Raw genomic sequence first — 23,333 nt, forward strand, 5'->3', positions numbered from 1 at the left:
TGCTTTGGCCTCCTAGACGTCCTGGCAGAAATTTTGAAACTGTAAAACTAACCATTGCTTGGGATCGCCTGATGGTCGAACTTCGCCATGCTTTATACCCGGAATCCAGATAATGTTCCCCTCCCCGTCTTGCAGGATGGGCCACACATCGCGTTTCTCCCTTTCAAGCTTCTGGTCAATAAAAATATCTTTTACCTTCCGAGTCCCGCCCTCTCCCGGCAGCGCCATACGGTCACCGGGTTTGCGTGTTCTCGCAATGATTGGCAGACTTACACTTTTTACATCACATACAAAAACATCTTTTCCCCTTTTCTCATTCGGATACTCTTCTTTATACCCAGCGGTAATCACTCCAACAGGAAACTCCAGCTTTCCCGGGATCTTCAATTCCAACTGATAGCCTGCTTGTCTTTCGGACGGGCTAAAAGCGAGCCTGCAACGGTCATAGGAACGGATGACGTGTAAATCCTGCGGAAAATGAAGTCGGCCGGAAGGATGGTCACTCCTGAGTAAAGTTAAAAAGCTTTCCTTATGTATGGAGGAAAGAGATGAAGGTGTTTGCTTATATAGATAGTTTAATATTAGTGTAATCGCCCTTTTTTGTAAAGGAATTGGCATGCCCAGAAATTTGCTTACAGAGACCTCGACCAAGGAAGCATCTTTCTCTGAAACAACCGCTTCCAGGCCTTTTCCGGCCTGCTCGGTTAAATACGTTTCATCCTCATAAAAAGTTTCACTTATTTGTTGAAAACGAAGATGAACATTTGGATTTTCTTTTTTTAAAAAGGGAAGAACATGGTGCCTGAATCGATTTCTGACATAATCGTCCGTTTCGTTGCTCGGATCCCTTCTTGGGAAAATCTTATGTACTCTACAATAGTGCTCTATTTCGGCCTTTGTTATTCCTAGAAACGGCCGAATAATGCGCGAGTCTCCAAATGGCCGGCTGGCCCGCATTCCGCCAAGGGCGGTTCCTGAACTTCCTCTTGTCATCCGCATCAGAACGGTTTCCGTCTGGTCATCGCCATGGTGAGCAAGTGCAACCGAATCTGCACCAAAGCGCGAAACGACTTCCGCATAGAAGGCATACCTGCATTCTCTTGCGGCTGATTGCGTACTGGTCAGGCCATTCTCCTTTTTATAGGCTGCTACATCCACCCGGGTGCTTTCGAACGGAATGCCGTTCTTTTCGCAATACGTCTGGACGTACAGAAGGTCTTCGTAGGATTCATTGCCTCTCAGCATATGATCCACATGCACAGCAACGATCTTCAGGCTCTCCCCCTTTCCCCTGTTCCATAAATAATGAAGCAGTGCCATGGAATCCGGTCCGCCGGAAACGCCGACAGCTATCGTCTGCCCCTGCTTGATGAGCTGATGTTTTTTAATAAATTGATCGACGGCCTGAAGCATTTCCTTTCTCTCCTTATCCGGCGCATCCTGATATGCTTCGCCCATTTTTTTTACTTTAAACCTTCCGTAAGTATAACAAAAGGAGACCGCGGCTTAAAGGATTTGCCATTTGCGTTACATGGATTGGCTGATGAGATAAAACAGATAAACAATAAACAGAAATGAGCCCAAAAGAACGGTTTCAAACATCATCGCTCTTTTTTTCTTCTTTTTTATTTTTTTATGAACCGACCGCCGGCTTGCGCCAGACGACGTCTGGGAGGGAGCTGACACTTTGCTTCTTCCCTTATTATTCAGGGAAGAAACCAGATCATTTCGCATCTCTTCAGCACTTTGATATTTACCGTACAGCCCTTTGAACAAGATGGATTGATAGTTTGCAAGAAGAGGGTTGCTGCGAATAACTTCCTTCAGCTGCTGCCGCCCGTCTTTCTTTTTTTCAAAGCGGCTTGGAAAAGCCAGGTTGACCATGATCATACAGGCGGAAAATAAATCATAGGAAGGTTCTGCCTTACGTGTGCCCAGGCCCCAATAGCCTCTGTCGAAAAACTCTGTATACTCTTTGATCGACCGTCCGATTTGCGTGGTTCCCCCAACGTCGATCCAACGGATGCGTGACGGTGGGCCAACCACCAAAAGATTATCCGGTTTAAGGTCACCAAACACCCATCCCGCGCGGTGAAGCATACTCAAATCAGTCAGCAGCTGCACGAGGAGAATTCCTGCCCATTCCTCACTATGGTTTTTCATAAATTGAAAGAGAGAGTCTCCCTTAAGGTATTCCATAACATAAAAGGGAACCTGCCTGCCGTTCATCACATAATCATCCACATCGATTAAAGAAGGCCCAAGGATTCTGCCCTGGACCCTCGAAAAATGCTTTAACACGTTCACTTCTGAGATGATTGCCATGCTGTCATGGCCGGTTTTGACCGCTACTTTTCCGCCCTTACCTGAAGCAAGATACACTGTGCCTGTGGCTCCCGAACCAAGTTCTCTGATGATGGAATACTCGTTGCGGTGCCATTTCCCGGAAATAATGTCTCCGGAATTAAGTTTAGAAACCTGACCCTTCGGAGTATTCTTCTTCATCACCAGTGATCAATCTCCTTTTTGAACGTCTGTTCGTAAATTCATTGATCGCAGCCTTAATGGCCGGACCAGTCGGTGTAATGCCGCCTGACGAAATTTTGGTGAAGGCCTGGGTCAGTGAATTCAGCTTGGGCGTCCAATCTATCAAAAGCTCGGTTTCGTCTCTTTTACCCGGGAACGCAAACAGCACAAATTGATTGTAGCCGATCCTCGAGTTCAGCGAGATGGAAAGATCAATAAGTGATTCCTGAACCGTGGCAAGCTTCTTTTCCATGCTGCCTGATGCATCCACGAGAATAATCAGCTCCAGGTCCATGGTTTCACCAAGATCATCCACCACTTCCATTACCTCTCCCCGCTTTTCAGGAGGCAGGTCTTCGATGGTCGATTCTTTACCCAGTATCTGCTGAAGCTCACTGTTGATGACACCGTGAATGGTCTGAGTCATTCCCTTTTTGGTTACCATCTGCACGGTCTGTGACAGCTGGGTCGTATACACAATTTGGCTGACGCCGCCTCCGGACAAAGCAATCTCCTCTACTTCCCGAAGCCCTTTCTGATGGTATTCAGGGCTGTTTTCTTCCAAGATTCCAATTACATTTATCGTAATGCCATGCTCACGCGCGAGCGCCGCCATGGCGATGGGGTCCTCTCCGTGATTGGAGCAGCCATCGGTAATCAGCAACACTTGACGCAGGGTACCTTTTTTCATTTCCATTTAAAAAACTCCTCTCATCGAATGCTGTTATCATCCTTGTCATCGATCAGAGGAAATATACTTTTGATCTTTGAAATTTATTGCGCTTTTGGCCGTTTGATGTTGATTTTCGGGAAATGGGGGATGGAGGCCCATTTCGGAATGTTCCGGTTGATTTTGGTGACGACAACGGTCATATCGTCTTCTATGGTGTTGGACCCAGTGCGTATGACTTCCTCCATCAGCAGGTCTGCGACCACCTGGGGATCATCGGTGCCAATCTCCTTGATTTTACGCTTCATCCAAGCGTTGATGTTCTCAACATGCTTCGGACCTTCATAAATGCCGTCACTCATCATGATGAGCAGATCCCCGGCTTTTAACTGATCGCTCACAACATCCACATCAAACTCCTCAATAATGCCGATCGGAAGGTTGCTTGCCTCGATGATCCTCACCTGGTCTCCCCGTTTCACAAAGCTTGGCGAAGAGCCGATCTTTAAAAATTTCAGCGAGGCATCCTGCAGATCGATCATGGCGAGATCCAGTGTCGAAAAAATCTCATCAGTTGTACGGAGTGAAAGCACCGAATTAACTGACTTAATTGCCACCTCCTCATCAATGCCCGATTTGAGAATCTTTTGCAGAAGCTCCAGTGTCTCATTACTTTCCCTGAAGGCCCGTTCGCCATTGCCCATTCCATCAGAGATCGCCACCGCATATTTTCCGCCGCCTAGCTCCATGGTTGAATGGCTGTCTCCTGAAAGCCATGCTCCTCCCTTTGCCGCAGACGCAATACCGGTTTCGATGACAAATTCGCGCGCCGAACCAAACGCCACATGGCAGTAGCCATTCGGATAAAAATTACAATCCTCTTTTTTCACCACAATGGTTTCCTGCAAAATATCAGACAGAAGAGGAGCAATTATTTTTTCGCACTCTCCGCTGCCGTTGCAACTGGGGAGACTCATCTCAATATCTACATTCGAAGCTTCCAAACTGTAGACATCAATATGTCCCAGCTCAATTCCCGCACTCTGAATCGCCTCTTTGATCTGCTCTTCCTGCACCTGGTGATTGATATGTTCCCGCTGGATTTCTTTGGCGAAGTCCCCCATTACCTGTGACACGCCGAGCAACTGGTTGGCCACCAGCTTCCGGCTTTCCTGAACCTGCTGCTTCAGCTTCTGGCTTGCCTGGTATTGTGAAAGCTCTTTGGAGATGGCTTCTGTAATTTTTTGTGGTTTCACACAGTGCTTCTCCCACTCCAGCTTTAGCCTTCGGTCTTTAATTTCCTGATATTGTTCCTGCTCAGTCATAATCTGGGTCATCATTTCATAGGTTTTAGTAAAATTCACAGCCCAGCACTGTTCTTTTTTAAAACAAGTCTGGCAGGTTTTTTCGGTCACATTGCTTAAAAACAAATCCACCTCATGATCTTGATATTCATCATAGGCACTTTCATTGTACGAAGCAAAGGAGTGGGAAAGAGCCTGAAACATGCTCGAGAACTGCTCCACCCGGTTAGCTGTGACATCCCTGATTTTTTTTACATATTGCTGCTGTTCATTGGAATGCTCCCTTGTACCCGGAACATAGCGGGCAATGCTGTGTATTACCGCCTGGGGCGTCAGCAAAAAGACCCCAATTGCAATGGCAGATTCAATCAGCGTTTTGGCTATGGCAACATTCCCTTCCCCATAGAGGCCGATCAGCAGCGTTCCGATTAACAGCCCGATGCCCACACCGAGCCGCTTTCCTTCCTTCAGCAACCCGCCCAGCAATCCTGAAAAGGCCAGGAGGCTCATCTGATAGAGGCTGCCTACATTTGCCAGACTTAGAATCAAGCCTGTTACCACACCAACAGTTGAACCAATGGCAGCTCCGCCCACAAACGCGAACATCAGTACCAAATATCTAGAAACTATATGTTCCACAGAATAATGATGGATTTCCCACCCGATGGTCCCGGTCATGACAGAAGCCAGCAAAATCATAAAACAGATAATTTCCTCGTTCTTTAAGGATTGAGGGATCCTTTTTAAATTCAATAAAGGAATGCTTTGTAAAAAGATCAAGGTCAGCACAAGAGAAAGACCCGCCTCTACTGCACCCATCATATATTCACTGATCTGAGGAGGCCCAGAAGTAAAGAAGACGGTTCCGATCCTGGCCGTAAAACTGCTCAGGAATACAACAGCCGGCGCCCATCTCATGCGGTTCTTTGTAAACATGTCGGCCGTTTTCTGATAGACTGCATACACCACAACACCCGCCAATATGTAAAATGCATTCATGGGGACATGAGACAATGCGCCGGCTACGAGCGCCAATATAGCAAATCCAGTTCGCTCCTTGCGCAGAACAAATACAGAAGCGATCAATGGCAGAGCAAAAGGAGTGATTTCTGATAATATCATGGCTCGTCCAAGTAAGAAGCCGATCGCAAACAACAACAGTCTCCAATTCAACAGTACGCCTTCCAGCTTGCTCATGAAGCCCTTGCAAATACCGTTTGACACACTTTGTGTTTTCTCCAGCCAAACCATCGCCCGCATGGGTTCCATTACATTCCTGTCCGCCTTTTGATACATCCTCCACACCACCCGTTTAGTTTTGTGTGTCCCATTATAACCACAGGGTATTCACATTTTTTGTCAAACGGTTAGAGCATCCCCCAAAAACTTCTCGACGAACAAATACAAAAATCATGTATTTGCATTGAACAAATACAAAAAACCCTGCATTTGCAGAGAAGGGCTTCTCCTCAAAATGCAGGGTGTATCATTCTATATGTATGGTGACCCGTACGGGATTCGAACCCGTGTTACCGCCGTGAAAGGGCGGTGTCTTAACCGCTTGACCAACGGGCCAGCTTGTGCTTTTTGTAGAAAAAATGGTAGCGGCGGAGGGGATCGAACCCCCGACCTCACGGGTATGAACCGTACGCTCTAGCCAGCTGAGCTACACCGCCATGTTAAAGACACAAATAGTATATTACAAGAAGGGGCCCCCCTTGTCAACGCTTTTAAAAAAGAATTAAATAAAAAGTTGAAACAGCACAGTTTTTGGCACAGGATTTTTTAAGATTTTTAAAAAGTTCTCTAATGGTGAGGCTTTAAAATCATCGTTGATCCGTAGTTTGTAATGCAAGGTGCGAGAGATGCGGGTAAAAACGAGCATCCTGAAACGTAAATCAACAACTCACAATTACAAAGGTTAGCGCGAAAAGAAAAGGCCTCTCTTTTTCAAGAGAAGCCTTGGATATATAATATAAGGTCGTGAAGCTTGAGCATTCAAATCAGCAGCTTGCTATCCTCGGCGCGCTCCGCGTCCGCCGCGTTTTGACTCAGTTTGGCGTTTTAATGTTGCCAGACGGTCTTCACTGTCTTTTAAGAATTTACTCATTTTATCTTCAAATGTTACAGCCGTGTTAAAACCACCATTGCCGCGAGGTGAACCTTTGCGCTGTTTATTGAATCCGCCTTTTGACGGTCCAAACCCACCGCTTTTCGGTGCGCCATAGTTTCCTTTGTTCGCTCCGTAGTTGCTTCTCGTCGGTGCCGGGTTATCCTTTGCTTTTTTAATGGATAAGCCGATTTTGCCATCTTTTTCGATATTCATGACTTTAACTTCGACTTCATCTCCGACTTTTAAGTGGTCATTGATGTCTTTAACATAATTGTCTGCAACTTCACTAATGTGCACAAGTCCGGTAGTTCCTCCTGGCAGCTCGACAAACGCTCCAAAATGAGTAATCCCTGTAACCTTACCTTGCAACTTGCTGCCTACTTCAATTGACATGAAGAAAATGCTCCTCCTTAGGTATTCATAAGTTTACTTTATTATACATTATACATGTGTAAAATTCGGGATGTCAATCCGACGAAGATCCGTGTGTTTTAAACACGATCTCCCCCTTCTTGGACATGAATAAATCACGCCGCGCGATTTCCCCGATATAATCAACGTCTTTTAGTTTATGCGCTTCCTCTTTCAGTTGTGCCTTCTTTTCCTTAGTTTGCGCTAACTTGGACTTCATCTGCTTTTCCTGCTTCCCCTTCTCGGCAAGGGTAGACATTTGTGATGTGATGGTTGAAAGCATGGCAAACGCAAGAACTGAAAAAATGACCAGGAAAGCCGCCAGCCTGCGGTATAAACCACGTTTCCTCTTTGCGTCAATCTTTTGCTGGAGATGATGTTCCTTTACGTAGCCCGTATTTAATTCAGTGATGTTCTCTTTACTAAACTGGACCATGTACAACCTCCTATTTCTCCTTCTTGCGGAACCAATTTTTGACTGTATTCTTCAGAGAAATAAGAATCCCTGCTTTTTTTAGCCATTTACCTTTTAAATTATACCATGTTTGCTTGGGAATGAAACGTAAAATCAGGCTGAATAACCATTTTACCGGTAAAAAAATGATTTTAAGAACAAGCCGGACGAGGGCCCAGACCCACCGTACAGCCAATAGAACCAGCGCAAAAATGATCGAGATGACCCATTTTACGGGATGGACGATAAGAGCAAAGAGCAGCCGCACAATAAAACGATACAAATTGCTTATTAACGTGATCAGCACTTCCAGTGCCTTTTTGTAGCTTGTCTGAAAAAGGGCCTTGTACATACTAAAACCGCACAGAAGGGCAATAAAAATATACAAACGGAGATTGGCATGGTTTACATGAAGCAGCACATAAAAAACGATCAGGGCCTGCAGCAGCCAAAAGATGGTGTCATTGATGAAATGCAGCCAGTACCATTTCCTGCGTTCATGGACGAAGCGGCCATAGGTATCAATGGCCATTCCGATCCAAATTCCCGCGGCTGCCATGGCCAGCATGGTTTGAAACTGTACAGAAAGAGTCATTTGAAGAGCTTGCCAAAGAATCCTTTAGTTTTTTCTCCGCTCTGCTGGTCCAGGTAAACCAGATCGAACACTTTTCCTTCAATGGACACCATGCCGGACTCCACATCCAGGTTTTTCATTTTCAAGTTTGTACCCCGAATAGCCAGAAACCCCATCGTTGTCTCGAGAAGAAATTCTTCGTTATCAAAGCTCTCCACCTGTTTCACACCGGTGATCTCCAGCTTTTTCCGTCCTACCATCTTCACATCATGATCCGGGTTCGTGTTTTTATTTAATGAGCCATAATCATAGTGTTGGTCCATTTTAATCCCCCTCTTTCGCTATATGTTTATGAAAAGGGGGACAACTTTAGAACAGATCACATCTTATGAATCAAAAACCTGCCCAATAAAAAGAAGAGCCTAAAATTTAGGCCCTTCTTCCGTTGATTGAAGTGATTCTTCATTGATGATGGTATACATCCCGGCAGCATCCTCTTTTTTCGTGAACTCTTTCAGCTCATCCACACGGACCGTGACAAGCTTCTGGCCAAAGCGGATCTTGAGTTCATCCCCGGCTTTCAGAACCGAAGAGGACTTTGCCTGTTTGCCGTTAACGGCAATTCGCCCTTGATCAGAAATTTCTTTTGCCACCGTCCTGCGTTTAATCAGTCGGGAGACTTTAAGAAATTTATCCAGACGCATTTACTTTACAGCTTCCTTCAGTTTATTTCCCGGACGGAAAGCAGGAACCGTTGACGCAGGGATGCTGATCTCTTCCCCGGTCTGAGGATTGCGTCCTGTACGGCTTGAACGCTCTCTCGTTTCGAACGTTCCGAATCCAACAAATTGTACTTTATCTCCGCTCTTAAGCGCTTCTGTAATCTCATCAACAAGTCCACTTACAACCACTTCAACGTCTTTCTTTGTTAAACCTGATTTTTCAGCAATATTGGTAACCAGTTCATTTCTGTTCATTTTAATAGCCTCCTTAGCATTCTTTCAAAAGATTCGGATAAAGTCCAGAAAACTTAAGGGTTCCGCTTGCTCTGAACAATATTCTCTAAGAAAAAAGGGATTCCTTCCGGGTTTTATAAATTTTCTTTTGCTTGATCCCAGAGTTTATCCATCTTTTCCAGCGTTGTGTCCTGAGGGGTTAGCCCTTCCTTCGCAAGCTCCGTTTCAATGTACCGGAACCGCTGGTAGAATTTTTGATTTGTTAGGGACAGGGCCTCTTCTGGATCAATGCCATAAAAACGGCCAAGATTGACCATGGTAAACAGCATGTCCCCAAATTCTTTTTTGCGTTCCTCATCAGACTGGGCAGTTTTCCATTCGTCAAATTCTTCCCTCAGCTTGTCTATGACCGGTGTAATCTCATCCCAGTCAAAGCCCGCTTTTGCTGCCTTTTTTTGATAATCATAGGCTTTATGAAGGGCAGGTAGTCCTTTGGCCACGCCATCCAAAAGAGAGGTCCGGTGGGCGTTGCCTTTTTCGGCCGACTTGATTTCCTCCCAATTTTTCAGCACTTGATCCGCTGTCTCTGCTTGAACATCCCCAAAAACATGGGGATGACGCCGGATCATTTTCTCAGCCAGGACGGAAATCACATCATCAATGGAAAAATAGCCCTCATCTTCTCCGATTTGGGCGTGCAGCAGCACCTGAAGCAGCACATCTCCCAACTCTTCCACCAGATGCTCATCGTCTTCTTCGTCGATGGCTTCAATGACTTCGTACGCTTCTTCTATTAAATAGCGTTTAAGGGATTCATGTGTCTGCTTTTTATCCCATGGGCAGCCGTCGGGCCCGCGCAATGTGGCAATAACGCCCCGCAAATGTTCAAAATCCTTGAGCATCATGATGTTATCCCGAACAGGCGGAACATAAACCGCTGTCAGATTATTGAGTTCCACCGAACGGTCCAATTCGTGCAGCGGAACATAGTGAACGGACTCGCTGGTACTTCCCGCAGCCGTTACGACCGCAACTTCAAAATCGTCTGGGTACTTATCCATCAGCGTAAGTTTTACATCGGACGCAATAAACCCGTCATACACCTGAACAATAATAAGGTGGTTGCGAACCTGGATCTGCTCTTTCTTCAAACTAGTTCCATCGAGTATTTGGCACCCTTCGATTGGATCGATTTTCAGAGCCGTGTACATTTCATCCAGAAAGCTTTTTCCTCCGGCGACTTTCACCTGGATTTCCTTGCCCTCTGCTTCTTTTAGCAGGATTTGAACGGTCTGCTCGGCAACAAGCGGGTGCCCCGGCACTGCATAGACGATGTCGTCTTCCAGTGCTTTTTCAAAAAGGACAGAGGTAATCTCCCGGTAAACCGCTTCAAAACCATCATGCTTTTCATAGATATCATCAAAAAACGTCATGTGAATTTCTTCTTTTTGAAGCTCCTCTACTGCCGGATGATCTTTTGTGCGGACATACAAATGATCCGTCTTCTGCAGCAGACGGTACACTCCCATGGTGAGCTGATCAAGATCCCCTGCTCCTAAACCAACGATCGTAATCGTACGAGACACGTTTAACTCCTTCTTTCTTTCCAGCGGCTCAATATGTGCCGGATTTTTTGTAATTTTGGAATACGCATAAGGTCATCGGCTCTAAACACCTTGGCCAGCAGCAATGCGGCCAACAGCACGATTCCCCCGCCTGCACTGGCACCCAGGGAAATCACAGCGCTCGCTGTACGGGTCTCGGGCAGCGCTGCAGCTAGTCCTGATTTGATAAGCCAGGCGGACAATGCCATAAGGGCGACTGCACTTCCGATGCGCATGCCGTAAAACTTTTCCGCTGCGGCAAACCTGGTCCTTTTTTCAAGAAAAACAAGATTTATGCCTGCTGCTAAAAAGGAAGCAAGAACGGTAGCTGCACTTGCTCCTAGCTCGTGAAGAGATGACATTAGAACCGCGTTTCCCGCAATTTTAAGTAGAAACGCCAACAAGACACTGATGACAGGGTATATGGTCGATCCAAGCCCCTGGAGCAAACCGGTTGAGGTCAAGAACAGGGAAACCGGCAAAATCGACAGGCCGAGCACGGCGATTTCCAGAGATCCTTCTTTATTTTCAAACAGCATCATATTGACCGGCTCAATAATCACGGCAAGGCCGGCAGCAGCAGCCAGTCCAATAATAAAAACAACCTTGATCGACAGGCCGCAGATTTTGCGTACACTCGTAGCATCTCCACGCCTTTTTGCTGCTGCCACCGCCGGAACAGCGGCGAGGGAAAGCGACGTTGCGATCACCGTTCCAAGCTGAAGAAGCGGCTGTGCTCTGTCAAATATCCCTTTGATTTTCCGGGCACTCTCTAAAGCGATACCGCTTTTACTGAGAAAATTGACAAAGGTAAACGCATCTGCGAGCTGAAACAGCAGCAGAATCATGGAGCAAAGGGACAGCAGCAATCCTGCAGACAGCAGTTGAACACTGCCTTTTCCTGGCGTGATGAAGCGAGGGCGCATCCATCTTCGTTCCTTTTGCTCTCTACTGAAAAAGAGGAATAAGACGAGCAGTCCCGCCAGTGCCCCCACAACCGAGCCTGAGGTCGCAGCCGCACCTGCTGTATAAACACTGTATCCCTGTGACATGAAGTAATAGGAAAACCCAATAATGCACAAAACACGGATCGACTGCTCAACCACCTGGGAGTAGGCAGTCGGCTTCATCTGTTCCACTCCCTGAAAAATTCCTCTGAACACGGCGACAAAAGGCACAAGCAAGTAAATAAAGGATGTAGCTTGAATCGGCAGCTGCAAACGGGCATCACCCATCCAGCTGGCAATGTGAGCCGAACCGAAGAAAAGCAAAACAAACAAAAGGATACCTGCAGCGAAAAACGCAGTAAACGCCTCCTGAACCCTCTTTTTTCGATGGGTGGCCATCTCTCCCGATTCAGACAATATACGTGAAAGCGCGACCGGGAAACCGGCCAATGCAAAGGTTGAAGCTATTCCGTAAAAAGGGTACACCTGCTGAAACACATAAAACCCGGTATCCCCCGTTATATTCTGATAAGGAATGCGATAAACCACACTCAATATTTTTACAATAACCATGGCAAGCGCCAGCACAATCGCACCCTGCCATATCCGTTTCGATTGATCGTCCATACCTTCTCCTAACAAAAAACAACATAACGTACAACGTATTATAGCATGGAAAGGCTGAAGCCGCTGTTCAGAGACGACAGGCATTGGAGGACTTCTGCATAAAACGCTTTTTGTTTTCTGCAGGAGGCCGAAATGATCGAGTCTCTAGCGGCTGAAGCCGGAGCATGGAAAGGCTGAAGTGGCCGTTTAGAGATGAAAAGCGCTGGAGTTCTCCCGTCACAACACGCTTGTTGAATCGGGAGAACGAAGCAATCGAATCTCTGGTCACTGAAGCTGGATCAGGAAAGGCTGAAGCCGCTGTTCAGAGACGACAGGCATTGGAGGACTTCTGCATAAAACGCTTTTTGTTTTCTGCAAGGAGGCCGAAATGATCGAGTCCAACAAGGACGAAAAAAAGAAGGAGCCGAGGCACCCTTCTTTTTTAATGTTCCATTTGCCTGGCAAGAAAGCCGGCTGCTGTTTCTGCAAGCTTTTGCTCTAGCTCTGTCATTTTTTTGCCTTCTTTGGAGAGAAGGGTGACGACACCAATAGGGTCGCCGCTCGCTACGATGGGAGCAATAACATAAGATGAAGACTCTGTATTTCCATCAACCATTTCCACGGTCGTGCTGTTGGCCTCAAGCACCGACTTGCGGTCGTTCATGGAATTCTCTACGACTTTTCCGATTCCTTTGTTCAAGTAATCTTTCTTGGATCCTCCTGCCACAGCAATATAAGAGTCGCGATCGGCGATAAGAACGATATGTCCGGAGCTGTCAGCCAGAGATTCTGCATATTCTTTCGCAAAATCGCCAAGCTCATTAATCGGCGAATACTTTTTCAGTATGACTTCCCCGTCCCGGTCCACAAAAATCTCAAGAGGATCGCCTTCTCTGATACGAAGCGTGCGGCGAATCTCTTTTGGAATAACAACCCGGCCAAGGTCATCAATACGGCGTACAATGCCTGTTGCTTTCATTGAATAGTGCCCTCGCTTTCATGAGATGTAATCACTGGATGTATTGCATAAATGAAACCTTCTTTTGAAGATTGTTCCATTCTCTGCTGTTATTATTTGTTTCCTTGCGAGTTCTATTCATGAAATGCACTTTTGTTTTTTAGCCGGGGGTTATCTCGTTTATGACCTTGCCTTCGCTTTATCTTTTTTTGCGCTTTTTAACTTTTTCAATACTTTCTCCATGGCTTGGAGCAGTTCTTTATCGGAAATACGTTTTTTATTAAATACGATTTTGAGCTTTTCTTTTTCCACACCCAGGTTAATGAAGCGGCCGATTTTATTGACGATTTCAAACAGCTTGGCTCCATCTACTTTTTCTGTTGCTTCCTCTGACAGGAGTATCGTAACTGTATCGCCTTTTTGTTCAATGCTTTCTGCTTTCTCCCGCTTGGCGAGCTCTTTAATGCGTGCAATGAAAAGCAGGCATTCCACTTCCACCGGATAATCGCCAAAACGGTCGATCAGGCTGTCATGCAGCTCATCCACATCCTGCAGGGAGCTTGCTGCTTTAAATTGCTTATACATATCAATCTTTTGCTTGCTGTCTTCAATATAGGAAGCAGGAATATAAGCATCCACTTCCACGTTAATATCGATAACGGGCGCCGCTGCCTTCGGTGTTCCACCTTTTCGTTCTTCAATGGCTTCCTGTAGCATTTGGGAATAAAGATCGAAACCAACAGAATCAATGAACCCGTGCTGCTGTGCTCCAAGCAGGTTACCTGCTCCGCGGATGGTTAAATCCCTCATGGCGATTTTGAATCCGGAACCGAGTTCAGTAAATTCCTTTATGGCCTGAAGTCTTTTTTCTGCTACTTCCGTCAGCACTTTATCCCGCTGGTAGGTGAAGTAGGAGTAAGCGACACGGTTTGAACGGCCGACACGTCCTCTTAACTGGTACAGCTGGGAAAGTCCCATTTTATCCGCATCATAAACAATCAATGTGTTCACGTTTGGAATGTCCACACCGGTTTCAATGATGGTCGTTGACACCAGAACATCTGTGTTGCCTTCAAGGAAATCAAGCATAACGGATTCCAGTTCGTTTTCCGACATTTGGCCATGGGCGACACCGACTTTAACATCCGGTATGAGAGACGAAATCTGCTCGGCCATCCGGTCAATGGAATCGACCCGATTATATAAAAAGTAAACCTGTCCTCCGCGCCCAAGCTCGCGTTCAATCGCCTCTCTGACAAGCGACGCATTATATTCCACCACATACGTCTGAACCGGGAAACGGTTTTCCGGCGGAGTTTCAATAACCGACAGATCTCTGACACCCAGCATCGACATGTGGAGGGTTCTCGGGATTGGCGTCGCCGTTAACGTTAATACGTCAACATTGGCTTTTAGCCGTTTAATTTTTTCCTTGTGGGTCACACCAAACCGTTGCTCTTCATCAATGATAAGAAGACCAAGGTCATGGTATTGGACATCCTTGGAAAGAAGGCGATGTGTACCGATGACAATATCGACCGTCCCGTTCTTCAATCCTTTTGTCACTTCCGTTTGTTCTTTTTTTGAGCGGAACCGGCTGAGTGATCCGATCGTTATTGGGAATTCGGCAAACCGCTCGCGAAAAGTTTCATAGTGCTGCTGCGCCAGGATGGTCGTCGGTACCAAAAAGGCTACCTGTTTGCCGTCCATAACCGCTTTAAATGCAGCACGGATTGCAACCTCAGTTTTTCCATAGCCCACGTCTCCGCACAGTAGGCGGTCCATCGGCCGGGTCCGTTCCATATCCGTTTTGATTTCGTTGATGGCCCGGATCTGGTCGTCTGTTTCCTGGTACGGGAATGAGGACTCAAATTCCTGCTGTTCGGCCCCGTCTTTTCCGAAGGCATAGCCGACACTTGCTTCCCGTTCCGCATACAGCTTGATCAAGTCATCGGCAATATCCTGCACCGAGGACTTAACTTTGTTCTTAACCTTCTTCCAATCGCTGCCGCCCAGTGCGTAAATTTTCGGTTCCTTCGCTTCGGACCCGACAAATTTCTGTACCTGGTCGATTTGCTCAACCGGCACGTAAAGTTTATCGTTGCCCGCGTACCGGATATGCAGGTAATCTTTGTGAACACCTTTGATCTCCAGGGTTTCAATCCCCAGATATTTTCCGATCCCGTGATTCACGTGGACAACATAATCTCCGACCTTAAGCTCGGAATAGCTCTTGATCCGCTCGGCATTGGACATTTTCTGAGAGCGGACGGGACGCCTAGCTTTCTTTGTGAAAACTTCCTCTTCCGTAATCACCGCTAGCTTTTGCTTTGGTGATTCGAAGCCGCTGGAGAGGTCTCCAATCAGAATTTGGTTCACTTTTGGCTTCAATGCTTTGTCGCTTGAAATCAGACTTGCATCCATATCGTAATCCGCAAGCACCCGTTCCAGACGCTTTGCCCGTTCTTCACTCGCCGCAAGAAAGACAATCGTATAGTTCGTTTTTTTCCATCGTTCCAGCTCACCCTTCAGTACATTAAGCTGTCCATGGAAATTTTGCATGCTTTTACTTTCAACATTCAAGATGTTTTGCGGATTCGTATGTGGAACATGGCGCAGGAAAAGAGAAAGGTAGATTTTTTGATAAGGCGTATGCTGAAGAATGTCGCGATCTTGAGACAGGCGGATATCTGTAAGAATCTCACCTTGCATCAGCATGGAAGTATGCCATTCGGCTTCTTCTTTTTCAAGCTGATTGGACATTTCCTCCACACGGCTCACTTCATCCATGACAATAATGCTGTCATCCGGTACATAATCCAATAGACAGGCAGGCTCATCATAAAACAGGGAAATATATTTATACATCCCCTGAAACCGCTGCCTTTCCTTGAATTGCCCCATTTCGTAGTTCATGTGCTCGACAAGGGATTCTTTCACCTGCTTGTCTTTTACCTTTTTCAGCGTGGATGCGATGCCCGCTTCCATCTTGTTAACGACCCCATCAAATTGTTCATCATAAAGCAGGATTTCCTGTGCTGGCCCGATGGTGATTTTTTCTGTTTTTTCATCCGACCGCTGTGTATCTGCTTCGAAATAGCGTATGGAATCAATCTCCGTATCAAAGAGCTCAATCCGGATGGGCATCCGTTCGGTTAATGAATATATATCAAGAATGCCGCCCCGCATGCTGAATTCACCGGGGGCCGATACCATGCTCACCCGCTCATAGCCGATGGCTACCAATGTATTTAAAACGTGTTCAACGTCTATATCCATTCCGGTTTCAAAAGGCAGCTGGGACATTTTCCAAACCTCTTTTGGCGGTAAAAAACGCCGTACTCCCGCGATCGGCGCAACAACCACACCTTTGTCACGAGAGGTTAAAAAGTTCAATACTTCCAGGCGCTGTGCCTTTAATTCCGGGCTCGCAATGGCTATTTCCGAAGAAATAAGGTCATTGACGGGATATAGAAGAACATCTTCTTCCGGAAGAAGGCTGCAAAGGTCTTCATATAGCTTTTGAGCCTGGTACAAATTATGAGTAATCACAAATTGGGTTTTGCCTGTCTCTTCATACAAAGAGGCAATCAGCAGTGTTCTTGCCGATCCGGACAGTCCCGCCACAAGCTGCTCTTTCAAATTCTCCTTCAGGCCGGTCAATACCGCCTGAAAATCATCGCCCTGGCGATAATGCTGCTTCAATCCTAACATGTAAACCTCCCCCCTGACGAAATACTATTCTCCGTATTCCTCAGTACTATGTTGTATATGCTTCTTCTTCGTATTTCTTGCTTTTTTCCCCTTTTACACGCCAAGTATGCTCAACCGTCCTGAAAATAGAAAAAGGCCTTGGCTTGCTGCCAAAGCGTCTTTCTTATTGAATAAAAGAATGGAGCGCGTAATAATCCGGGTTTCTTTCGAGCGCTTCATGACAATCCTCGCAAATGGTTTTGACGTGAATTTCACCTTGCTTGTCATACTCGATCATCGTCTGCCTGTCTTCTGCGGACAGCTCATGAAAGCCAAGCTGCTCAGCCGTCAGACTGTTCTGATCCAAACGCCCGACGTGTTTTCCGCAATGGCGGCACTGGTAATGAATGGCCACGTTTTTTCAGCCCCCTTATCCGGTTCACTAGCATAAGATATGTTACTACCATTATGAACGGAACAGGGGGATTCTATTCAGCCGTTGTACTTATTCATGACACGTGTAAATGGCATGGAAAGAAAGGCTTCACAGGCATCAGCAGAGCGTTCCACTGTCTTCTCGACAAAAGGAACATCTTCCTTTGAAAAAGGGCTCAGTACATAGTCGGGAACAGGCTGGGCATTTTTCGGACGGCCAATACCGAACCTGACCCTGTTGTACTCCTGCGTGCCGATATGGGCAATGATGGATTTCATTCCGTTATGCCCTCCGGCGCTTCCTTTTTCCCTTAGCCTGAGTTTCCCTGCCGGAGTATCCAAATCGTCGTAAATCACAACCATATCCTCGACCGACAGTTTAAAATAATCCATAAAGGGACGAACGCATTCACCCGATAAATTCATATATGTTAAAGGCTTCAACAAATAAACCTTTTCTCCGTTTATAACGCCCGATCCATATATCCCTCTAAACTTTGATTGGTTTAAGGGAATATTGAAACGCCGGGACAGTTCGTCAATTACCCAAAACCCGACATTGTGGCGGGTTTTTTCATATTCTCGGCCTGGGTTGCCGAGACCTACAAACCATTTCACCATGAAATCCTCACTTTCTGAAACAAAAGCCCTTTTTGCTACTTTTATTATACACGAAACTCTGTCACTCATTAATTAAGACGCCTGTTATCATAAACAAACGGTGCAGCCTGTAAGCTGCACCGTTCGAGTAGATTTGAGGCTATCTTATTCCTTTGTTTCGCCGCTGTTATCTTTATCCTCTTCGTCCACGGCTTTGCCTTCTGCATCTCCGCCTGCATCCGCTTCAGCTTCTTCCGCATCTTCTGCGTTCTCATCTTCGGTTTCAGCAACGGTCGGAGGTGTTACGGTAAGAACCACTTCTTCCTCGTCATCGATAATTTCGTAGGAAGATGAAGTTGGAAGATCTTTCACGAGGAAGGAATCGCCGATGTTAAGATTTTCAGCATTAACTTCGATGTGATCCGGGAAGTCATTCGGTTTGGCTTTAACCGTTACCGTATGAAGGATACGCTGAAGAACGCCGCCTTCTTTTACTCCCGGTGATTCTCCTGTAACCGTAAGAGGCACATCGGACTCAATTTCCTTCTTAAGGTCAACCACGATGAAGTCAACGTGGGTCACTTCATTTTTCAAATGGTCCCGCTGAATCTCCTGAACCATAACGGACTGCTTTTTACCATCGGTATTAAGGTCAATTACCCCGTTCAGTCCCTGTTCTTTTAATACTTTTATAAATTCGGTCTCAATAACCGCTACTGACAGAGGTTCTGTGCCGCTTCCATACACTACTGCAGGCACATTTCCTTTTTGCCTTAGTTGAGTGATATAAGAACGTTTTGTGGTATTTCGTTGATTGGCTTTGAGTTCTGTTGCCATATTATTTCACCCTTCCTAAATATAAGTCTCTATAAGAATTACCCTATTTATCCAAGTTTAAAACAAGCAAGCAAAAAACCTTGACCTAAAGATTACCCGCCTTAATCAAACAATTTGGAAACGGAAAGCTGCTCATGCACACGAATAATTGCTTCACCAAGCAATGGCGCCACAGAAAGCTGTGTCACTTTGTCTGTGCGTTTTTCTTCCGGCAATACGATCGTGTTGGTAACTACAAGCTCTTTGATGCGTGAGTTTTGAATACGCTCAATGGCCGGACCAGAGAGCACCGGGTGGGTACAGCAGGCATATACTTCCTTCGCCCCATTTTCCACAAGTGCATTTGCTGCAAGCGTGATCGTTCCGGCGGTATCAATAATGTCATCAATCAAAATGGCTGTTTTGCCTTCAATATTACCAACAATATTCATGACCTCTACCACATTCGGGCGCGGACGGCGCTTATCAATAATGGCGATCGGAGCTTTCAGGCGATCTGCCATTTTACGGGCACGTGTCACACCACCGTGGTCCGGTGAAACGACAACAATATCTTCAAGTTTTTTATCTTCAAAATAATTGGCAAGAATCGGAACACCAAGAAGCTGGTCCACCGGAATATCGAAAAAGCCTTGAATTTGGGTAGCATGAAGATCGATCGTAATCAATCTTGTTGCGCCAGCGGTTTCAAGAAGGTTTGCTACTAGTTTTGCTGTAATGGGTTCACGGGCGCGCGCTTTACGATCCTGTCGTGCATATCCGTAGTACGGAATAACCACATTGATCGTTTTCGCTGAAGCACGCTTGAGTGCATCAATCATGATAAGAAGTTCCATCAGATGCTCGTTCACCGGGTCGCTTGTCGATTGAATAATATAAACCTCACTGCCACGGATGCTTTCTTCAATATTAATTTGAACTTCGCCATCACTGAAGGTAGTGACGGAGCTTTTTCCAAGATCAATACCGATATGCTTTGCAATTTCCTGGGCGAGTTCGATATTGGAATTTAACGTAAAAACCTTTAACGTAGAATCAACATAACTAGTAGCCATTAACACCTATTCCTTCCGTTTTTAACTGCTTGCTCAATTATTTTGAAAGCATTACGCTTTATTGTTGTTTCTGGATTTGGAAACATAATTTTCTTTGTTCGTCTGACGGCTTCTGGCAATTGAAAGTGCCTCCGCGGGAACATCTTCCGTAATGGTAGATCCAGCGGCTACATACGCATTTTTCCCCACTGTCACAGGAGCAATCAAATTGGAATTGCAGCCAATGAATGCGCCGTCTTCCACTTTGGTGAGGTGTTTGTTTACCCCATCATAGTTTACCATAATTGTGCCGCAGCCAAGGTTAACATCTCTGCCAATTTCTGCATCTCCCACATAGGTAAGGTGGGATGCCTTGCTGCCTTGAGCCATTACTGATTTTTTCACTTCCACAAAGTTCCCGATTTTCACTTGATCTTCAATGGAAGATGCCGGACGTACATGGGCAAATGGCCCGATACTGACTTTATTCCCCACTTCACTGTCATGGACCACTGATTGCTTGATGGTGTTGCCATTTCCAATCGTGCTGTCCTTGATCTCGCTGTTTGGGCCAATGATGTTGTTATCGCCAATTCGCGAGGTTCCGGTAATCATGGTGCCTGGATAAATAACGGTATCCCTGCCAATGACAGCATCTGCAGAAATATAGGTCTGATCCGGGTCCACGAGTGTGACACCATTTTTCATGTGGTTTTCATTAATTCGTTTTTTCATCGTTTTCTCTGCTTGCGAAAGTGCGACACGGTCATTAACACCAAGCGTTTCATCAAACGAAGGTGTTTGGTAAGCCGCTACGGTTTCACCCTGCTTCTGAATGATTTCAATGACATCCGGAAGGTAGTATTCGCCTTGGGAATTATCATTGTTGACAGAAGAAAGAGCCTCAAATAAGGACTTGTTATCGAAGCAGTAGGTTCCAGTATTGATTTCTTGCACCAATTTCTCTTCATCTGTTGCGTCTTTGTGCTCTACGATCCGCTCAACCGTCCCGCTTGCATTGCGAAGCACTCGGCCGTAGCCTGCAGGATCTTCCGCTTTTGCAGTCAAAATGCTGACTTTTGCTCCGGCAGCCTGGTGTTCATCAATCAGTTTTTGCATGGTCTGTGCAGTAATCAGAGGCGTGTCTCCGCATACCACGAGCGTAATGCCTTCCTCGTTGGACAACGTTTCTTCCGCTTGCATTACAGCATGTGCCGTTCCAAGCTGCTCTTCCTGAAGAACATACGCTGAAGCGTCTCCTAGCTGGTCTTTTACTTTTTCAGCTCCGTGGCCTACCACTGTTACGATCTTCTTCATGTCCAGCTGAGAGATCTGATCGACCACATGTTGTACCATCGGTTTGCCACAGACAGGATGTAGTACTTTATATAGACTGGATTTCATTCTTGTTCCTTGACCTGCAGCTAACACTACTGCATAGCGATTACTCATAAATGACCTCCACTAGTATTTACTATTATTCTGGTAATATTCCATTACGAATATATCTTATAATCAAAGCCATTTCAAGGAATGTGCAGAAGTTGTCAAGGGATTGTTAAAAAGCGGAAGCGCCTTGCTCAAAAGCGACAGACGTTGGAGTTTTCGAACACAATACGTTCTTCTGTATTTTGTGAGAAAGCGAAACGGCAGAGCTTTTAGGCGCTGGAGCTGGATTCGTTAAAAAGCGGAAGCGACCGTTTAAAGCCGATAGACGTTGGAGGACTCACTCATCAACACGTTCTTTGTGTTGTGTTGGGAGTGCGAAACGGCAAAGGCTTTGGGCGCTGGAGCTCGATTCGTTAAGCGGAAGGCCGCTGGCACAGTCTGGAAGGCGGACGGCAAAAAGGGCGTAAAGAACACTAAAAAAAAGAACCCCCATTTTGGTAAGGAGTTCTTTTAATCATTAATTATCAGGACGCTCCTGCTTCTTCAAAAGCAGATTCCATTTCACCCATTCTGTGATACTCCGTCAATACCGCGTTTTGAATCTTCTCGCGTGTACTCGACGTGATTGGGTGAGCAATATCTCTAAATTCCCCATCCGGGGTTCTTTTGCTAGGCATAGCAACAAACATTCCGTTGTTTCCATCAATCACACGTATATCATGAATAACAAACTCATGATCGATTGTAATTGAAGCAATCGCTTTCATTCGGCCCTCAGTGTTCACCCTTCTTAGTCGTACATCAGTCACTTCCATTCCAAACACCACCTTTTTCCATAAATAAGAACGTATAACAACATTTCTTCATTTCCTTGCATAATCCTTCTATTAATATGAAAATTTTTAAAAAATTTTGTGAAATAAAAAACAGCACCTTTTCAAATGAAAAGGTGCTGTTTTCCTATCTTCTAGATCATCTTTTTTAGGACCTGACGAGTGCAATGACTTCGATTTCAATTTGAACGTCCTTTGGCAGGCGTGCCACTTCCACGCAAGAGCGGGCAGGTTTATGGTCCGAGAAATATTCTCCGTAGATTTCGTTGATTTTACCGAAGTCATCCATATTTTTAATAAAGACGGTCGTTTTCACAACCTGGTCAAAGGAAGAGCCTGCTGCGTCCAGCACAGCAGCCAAATTTTTGAATACCTGGTGAGTTTGGACTTCAATACCTCCCTCAACGATTTCCCCCTCTGCGGTCAATGGAATTTGTCCCGAACTGTAGAAAAGATTGTTCACAACCATTCCCTGTACATATGGACCAATGGCTGCTGGTGCTTTTTCAGTCTGTACCTTATTCATTGTTATTCGTCTCCTTTTGGTTGAAATAGTTCCCTTCTTCGACCTCTATTCGCTGTTCTTTTTCATTAACACTTGCCAGTCTGGTGAGTGACACATAATCGTCCACCAGTCGTTCTGCCCCATCCTGTGCTTCCACAAGCACGCCAATTCCCGCAACTTCAGCCTGAAACTCTTTGATCAGACTAATCATGCCACGAATCGTTCCGCCGGCTTTCATAAAATCATCAATGATCAGGACATTGGCGCCTTTTTGGATGCTTCTTCTCGCCAGCGCCATGGTCTGGATGCGCTTTGTGGAACCTGAAACATAATTGATGCTTACCGTGGAGCCCTCTGTAACCCTGCTGTTGCTTCTTACGATCACTACAGGAACATTAAGCTGCGAAGCCACTGCATAGGCGAGTGGAATTCCCTTTGTTGCCACGGTCATGACTGCATCAATCTTTTGGTGGGAAAAGACAGAGGAAAACAGGCGCCCCACTTGATTTACCAGGTTGGGATTACCGATGATATCTGTTAAATATAAATATCCTCCTGGCAACAGCCGTTCCGGATCCTCAAGCATATCAATGATTTCATGGATGATACCTGACGCTTCTTCCTTTGAAATCGACGGAATGTATTTAACACCGCCTGCCGCACCGGCAACGGTAATGATTGAGCCGATTCCCTGGTATTCAAAGTTTTCCTTGATGATGGCCAGATCCTCACTGATGGATGATTTGGCAGATTGATACCGTTCTACAAAATAAGACAGTGGAATTAACTGATGCGGATGCTGCAATAAATAAGTGGTGAGATCAACCATTCTTCCGCTTCTTTTTAATTTCATCCTTTTCCTCCAAAAACCGAATATTTGAAGT

At 45.8% G+C, this 23,333-nt stretch carries 23 protein-coding genes and 2 tRNA genes; all 25 read right to left on the bottom strand.

What is annotated here, in order from left to right; translation table 11 throughout:
- Positions 1-12 precede the first annotated feature (12 nt).
- Positions 13-1,458, bottom strand: a complete 1,446-nt coding sequence (gene tilS, locus DMO16_RS15905; RefSeq protein ID WP_129478566.1) for a tRNA lysidine(34) synthetase TilS — start codon at positions 1,456-1,458, stop codon at positions 13-15.
- 69 nt (positions 1,459-1,527) lie between these two features.
- Entirely contained in the window at positions 1,528-2,505 is a 978-nt protein-coding gene (locus DMO16_RS15910) for a serine/threonine protein kinase (protein ID WP_129480409.1), read from the bottom strand.
- Positions 2,471-3,217: a VWA domain-containing protein gene (locus DMO16_RS15915; protein ID WP_129480410.1), complete on the bottom strand. Its 747-nt coding sequence runs from the start codon at positions 3,215-3,217 to the stop codon at positions 2,471-2,473. Before DMO16_RS15915 ends, DMO16_RS15910 begins: the two co-directional genes overlap by 35 nt.
- Before the next feature lie 83 nt (positions 3,218-3,300).
- On the bottom strand, positions 3,301-5,796 hold the full coding sequence (spoIIE, locus tag DMO16_RS15920; RefSeq protein ID WP_061975933.1) for a stage II sporulation protein E: 2,496 nt from the start codon (positions 5,794-5,796) through the stop codon (positions 3,301-3,303).
- A gap of 204 nt (positions 5,797-6,000) precedes the next feature.
- Positions 6,001-6,075: transfer RNA gene (locus DMO16_RS15925), tRNA-Glu, on the bottom strand.
- A 24-nt stretch (positions 6,076-6,099) separates the two neighbouring features.
- A tRNA-Met gene (locus tag DMO16_RS15930) sits at positions 6,100-6,176 on the bottom strand.
- A 338-nt stretch (positions 6,177-6,514) separates the two neighbouring features.
- Complete coding sequence (locus DMO16_RS15935) at positions 6,515-7,006, bottom strand: S1 domain-containing RNA-binding protein (protein WP_061975935.1); 492 nt, start codon at positions 7,004-7,006, stop codon at positions 6,515-6,517.
- 73 nt (positions 7,007-7,079) lie between these two features.
- Positions 7,080-7,460 carry an FtsB family cell division protein gene (locus DMO16_RS15940; RefSeq protein WP_061975937.1) on the bottom strand — a complete coding sequence of 127 codons (381 nt, stop codon included), beginning with the start codon at positions 7,458-7,460 and terminating at the stop codon, positions 7,080-7,082.
- 10 nt (positions 7,461-7,470) lie between these two features.
- Positions 7,471-8,073: a spore cortex biosynthesis protein YabQ gene (gene yabQ, locus DMO16_RS15945; protein WP_129478568.1), complete on the bottom strand. Its 603-nt coding sequence runs from the start codon at positions 8,071-8,073 to the stop codon at positions 7,471-7,473.
- Positions 8,070-8,375: a sporulation protein YabP gene (gene yabP, locus DMO16_RS15950; RefSeq protein ID WP_061975941.1), complete on the bottom strand. Its 306-nt coding sequence runs from the start codon at positions 8,373-8,375 to the stop codon at positions 8,070-8,072. Before yabP ends, yabQ begins: the two co-directional genes overlap by 4 nt.
- A gap of 99 nt (positions 8,376-8,474) precedes the next feature.
- A complete protein-coding gene (locus DMO16_RS15955) occupies positions 8,475-8,756 on the bottom strand; it encodes an RNA-binding S4 domain-containing protein (RefSeq protein ID WP_061975943.1) in 282 nt (93 codons plus the stop codon).
- Positions 8,757-9,029, bottom strand: a complete 273-nt coding sequence (locus DMO16_RS15960; protein WP_061975945.1) for an HU family DNA-binding protein — start codon at positions 9,027-9,029, stop codon at positions 8,757-8,759.
- A gap of 113 nt (positions 9,030-9,142) precedes the next feature.
- Positions 9,143-10,594: a nucleoside triphosphate pyrophosphohydrolase gene (mazG, locus tag DMO16_RS15965; RefSeq protein ID WP_129478570.1), complete on the bottom strand. Its 1,452-nt coding sequence runs from the start codon at positions 10,592-10,594 to the stop codon at positions 9,143-9,145.
- 2 nt (positions 10,595-10,596) lie between these two features.
- Entirely contained in the window at positions 10,597-12,186 is a 1,590-nt protein-coding gene (locus DMO16_RS15970; RefSeq protein WP_164988940.1) for a putative polysaccharide biosynthesis protein, read from the bottom strand.
- A 67-nt stretch (positions 12,187-12,253) separates the two neighbouring features.
- Positions 12,254-12,454, bottom strand: coding sequence for a hypothetical protein (locus tag DMO16_RS24630; protein ID WP_206738114.1), 201 nt, complete (start codon positions 12,452-12,454; stop codon positions 12,254-12,256).
- Positions 12,455-12,607: 153 nt separating this feature from the next.
- Positions 12,608-13,144, bottom strand: a complete 537-nt coding sequence (gene spoVT / locus DMO16_RS15975) for a stage V sporulation protein T (protein WP_129478574.1) — start codon at positions 13,142-13,144, stop codon at positions 12,608-12,610.
- A gap of 159 nt (positions 13,145-13,303) precedes the next feature.
- Positions 13,304-16,837 carry a transcription-repair coupling factor gene (gene mfd, locus DMO16_RS15980; RefSeq protein ID WP_129478576.1) on the bottom strand — a complete coding sequence of 1,178 codons (3,534 nt, stop codon included), beginning with the start codon at positions 16,835-16,837 and terminating at the stop codon, positions 13,304-13,306.
- Between the two features lie 163 nt (positions 16,838-17,000).
- A complete protein-coding gene (locus tag DMO16_RS15985; RefSeq protein WP_061975955.1) occupies positions 17,001-17,231 on the bottom strand; it encodes an anti-sigma-F factor Fin family protein in 231 nt (76 codons plus the stop codon).
- A gap of 77 nt (positions 17,232-17,308) precedes the next feature.
- Positions 17,309-17,869 carry an aminoacyl-tRNA hydrolase gene (gene pth / locus DMO16_RS15990; protein ID WP_277873780.1) on the bottom strand — a complete coding sequence of 187 codons (561 nt, stop codon included), beginning with the start codon at positions 17,867-17,869 and terminating at the stop codon, positions 17,309-17,311.
- A 147-nt stretch (positions 17,870-18,016) separates the two neighbouring features.
- Entirely contained in the window at positions 18,017-18,688 is a 672-nt protein-coding gene (locus DMO16_RS15995) for a 50S ribosomal protein L25/general stress protein Ctc (protein ID WP_129478580.1), read from the bottom strand.
- Positions 18,689-18,789: 101 nt separating this feature from the next.
- A complete protein-coding gene (locus tag DMO16_RS16000; RefSeq protein ID WP_061975960.1) occupies positions 18,790-19,743 on the bottom strand; it encodes a ribose-phosphate diphosphokinase in 954 nt (317 codons plus the stop codon).
- A 51-nt stretch (positions 19,744-19,794) separates the two neighbouring features.
- On the bottom strand, positions 19,795-21,174 hold the full coding sequence (gene glmU, locus DMO16_RS16005) for a bifunctional UDP-N-acetylglucosamine diphosphorylase/glucosamine-1-phosphate N-acetyltransferase GlmU (protein ID WP_129478582.1): 1,380 nt from the start codon (positions 21,172-21,174) through the stop codon (positions 19,795-19,797).
- Between the two features lie 461 nt (positions 21,175-21,635).
- Positions 21,636-21,926 carry a septation regulator SpoVG gene (gene spoVG / locus DMO16_RS16010; RefSeq protein WP_053356264.1) on the bottom strand — a complete coding sequence of 97 codons (291 nt, stop codon included), beginning with the start codon at positions 21,924-21,926 and terminating at the stop codon, positions 21,636-21,638.
- Between the two features lie 166 nt (positions 21,927-22,092).
- Entirely contained in the window at positions 22,093-22,470 is a 378-nt protein-coding gene (locus tag DMO16_RS16015; protein ID WP_061975964.1) for a RidA family protein, read from the bottom strand.
- Positions 22,463-23,302, bottom strand: coding sequence for a pur operon repressor (purR, locus tag DMO16_RS16020; protein WP_129478584.1), 840 nt, complete (start codon positions 23,300-23,302; stop codon positions 22,463-22,465). Before purR ends, DMO16_RS16015 begins: the two co-directional genes overlap by 8 nt.
- Between the last annotated feature and the right edge of the window lie 31 nt (positions 23,303-23,333).

Source organism: Fictibacillus sp. S7 (assembly GCF_004127935.1).
In the GTDB taxonomy this organism is placed as follows: domain Bacteria; phylum Bacillota; class Bacilli; order Bacillales; family Fictibacillaceae; genus Fictibacillus_C; species Fictibacillus_C enclensis.

Bases quoted from the DNA above. Each gene is read 5' to 3' on its own strand.
- yabP (WP_061975941.1), bottom strand. From the start codon at position 8,375: ATGGACCAACACTATGATTATGGCTCATTAAATAAAAACACGAACCCG.
- DMO16_RS15960 (WP_061975945.1), bottom strand. From the start codon at position 9,029: ATGAACAGAAATGAACTGGTTACCAATATTGCTGAAAAATCAGGTTTA.
- DMO16_RS15970 (WP_164988940.1), bottom strand. From the start codon at position 12,186: ATGGACGATCAATCGAAACGGATATGGCAGGGTGCGATTGTGCTGGCG.
- DMO16_RS16015 (WP_061975964.1), bottom strand. From the start codon at position 22,470: ATGAATAAGGTACAGACTGAAAAAGCACCAGCAGCCATTGGTCCATAT.
- DMO16_RS15935 (WP_061975935.1), bottom strand. From the start codon at position 7,006: ATGTCAATTGAAGTAGGCAGCAAGTTGCAAGGTAAGGTTACAGGGATT.
- DMO16_RS15910 (WP_129480409.1), bottom strand. From the start codon at position 2,505: ATGAAGAAGAATACTCCGAAGGGTCAGGTTTCTAAACTTAATTCCGGA.
- yabQ (WP_129478568.1), bottom strand. From the start codon at position 8,073: ATGACTCTTTCTGTACAGTTTCAAACCATGCTGGCCATGGCAGCCGCG.
- spoIIE (WP_061975933.1), bottom strand. From the start codon at position 5,796: ATGTATCAAAAGGCGGACAGGAATGTAATGGAACCCATGCGGGCGATG.
- DMO16_RS16000 (WP_061975960.1), bottom strand. From the start codon at position 19,743: ATGGCTACTAGTTATGTTGATTCTACGTTAAAGGTTTTTACGTTAAAT.
- spoVG (WP_053356264.1), bottom strand. From the start codon at position 21,926: ATGGAAGTGACTGATGTACGACTAAGAAGGGTGAACACTGAGGGCCGA.
- DMO16_RS15995 (WP_129478580.1), bottom strand. From the start codon at position 18,688: ATGGCAACAGAACTCAAAGCCAATCAACGAAATACCACAAAACGTTCT.
- mfd (WP_129478576.1), bottom strand. From the start codon at position 16,837: ATGTTAGGATTGAAGCAGCATTATCGCCAGGGCGATGATTTTCAGGCG.
- DMO16_RS15915 (WP_129480410.1), bottom strand. From the start codon at position 3,217: ATGAAAAAAGGTACCCTGCGTCAAGTGTTGCTGATTACCGATGGCTGC.
- spoVT (WP_129478574.1), bottom strand. From the start codon at position 13,144: ATGAAAGCAACAGGCATTGTACGCCGTATTGATGACCTTGGCCGGGTT.
- tilS (WP_129478566.1), bottom strand. From the start codon at position 1,458: ATGGGCGAAGCATATCAGGATGCGCCGGATAAGGAGAGAAAGGAAATG.
- DMO16_RS15940 (WP_061975937.1), bottom strand. From the start codon at position 7,460: ATGGTCCAGTTTAGTAAAGAGAACATCACTGAATTAAATACGGGCTAC.
- glmU (WP_129478582.1), bottom strand. From the start codon at position 21,174: ATGAGTAATCGCTATGCAGTAGTGTTAGCTGCAGGTCAAGGAACAAGA.
- DMO16_RS15955 (WP_061975943.1), bottom strand. From the start codon at position 8,756: ATGCGTCTGGATAAATTTCTTAAAGTCTCCCGACTGATTAAACGCAGG.
- purR (WP_129478584.1), bottom strand. From the start codon at position 23,302: ATGAAATTAAAAAGAAGCGGAAGAATGGTTGATCTCACCACTTATTTA.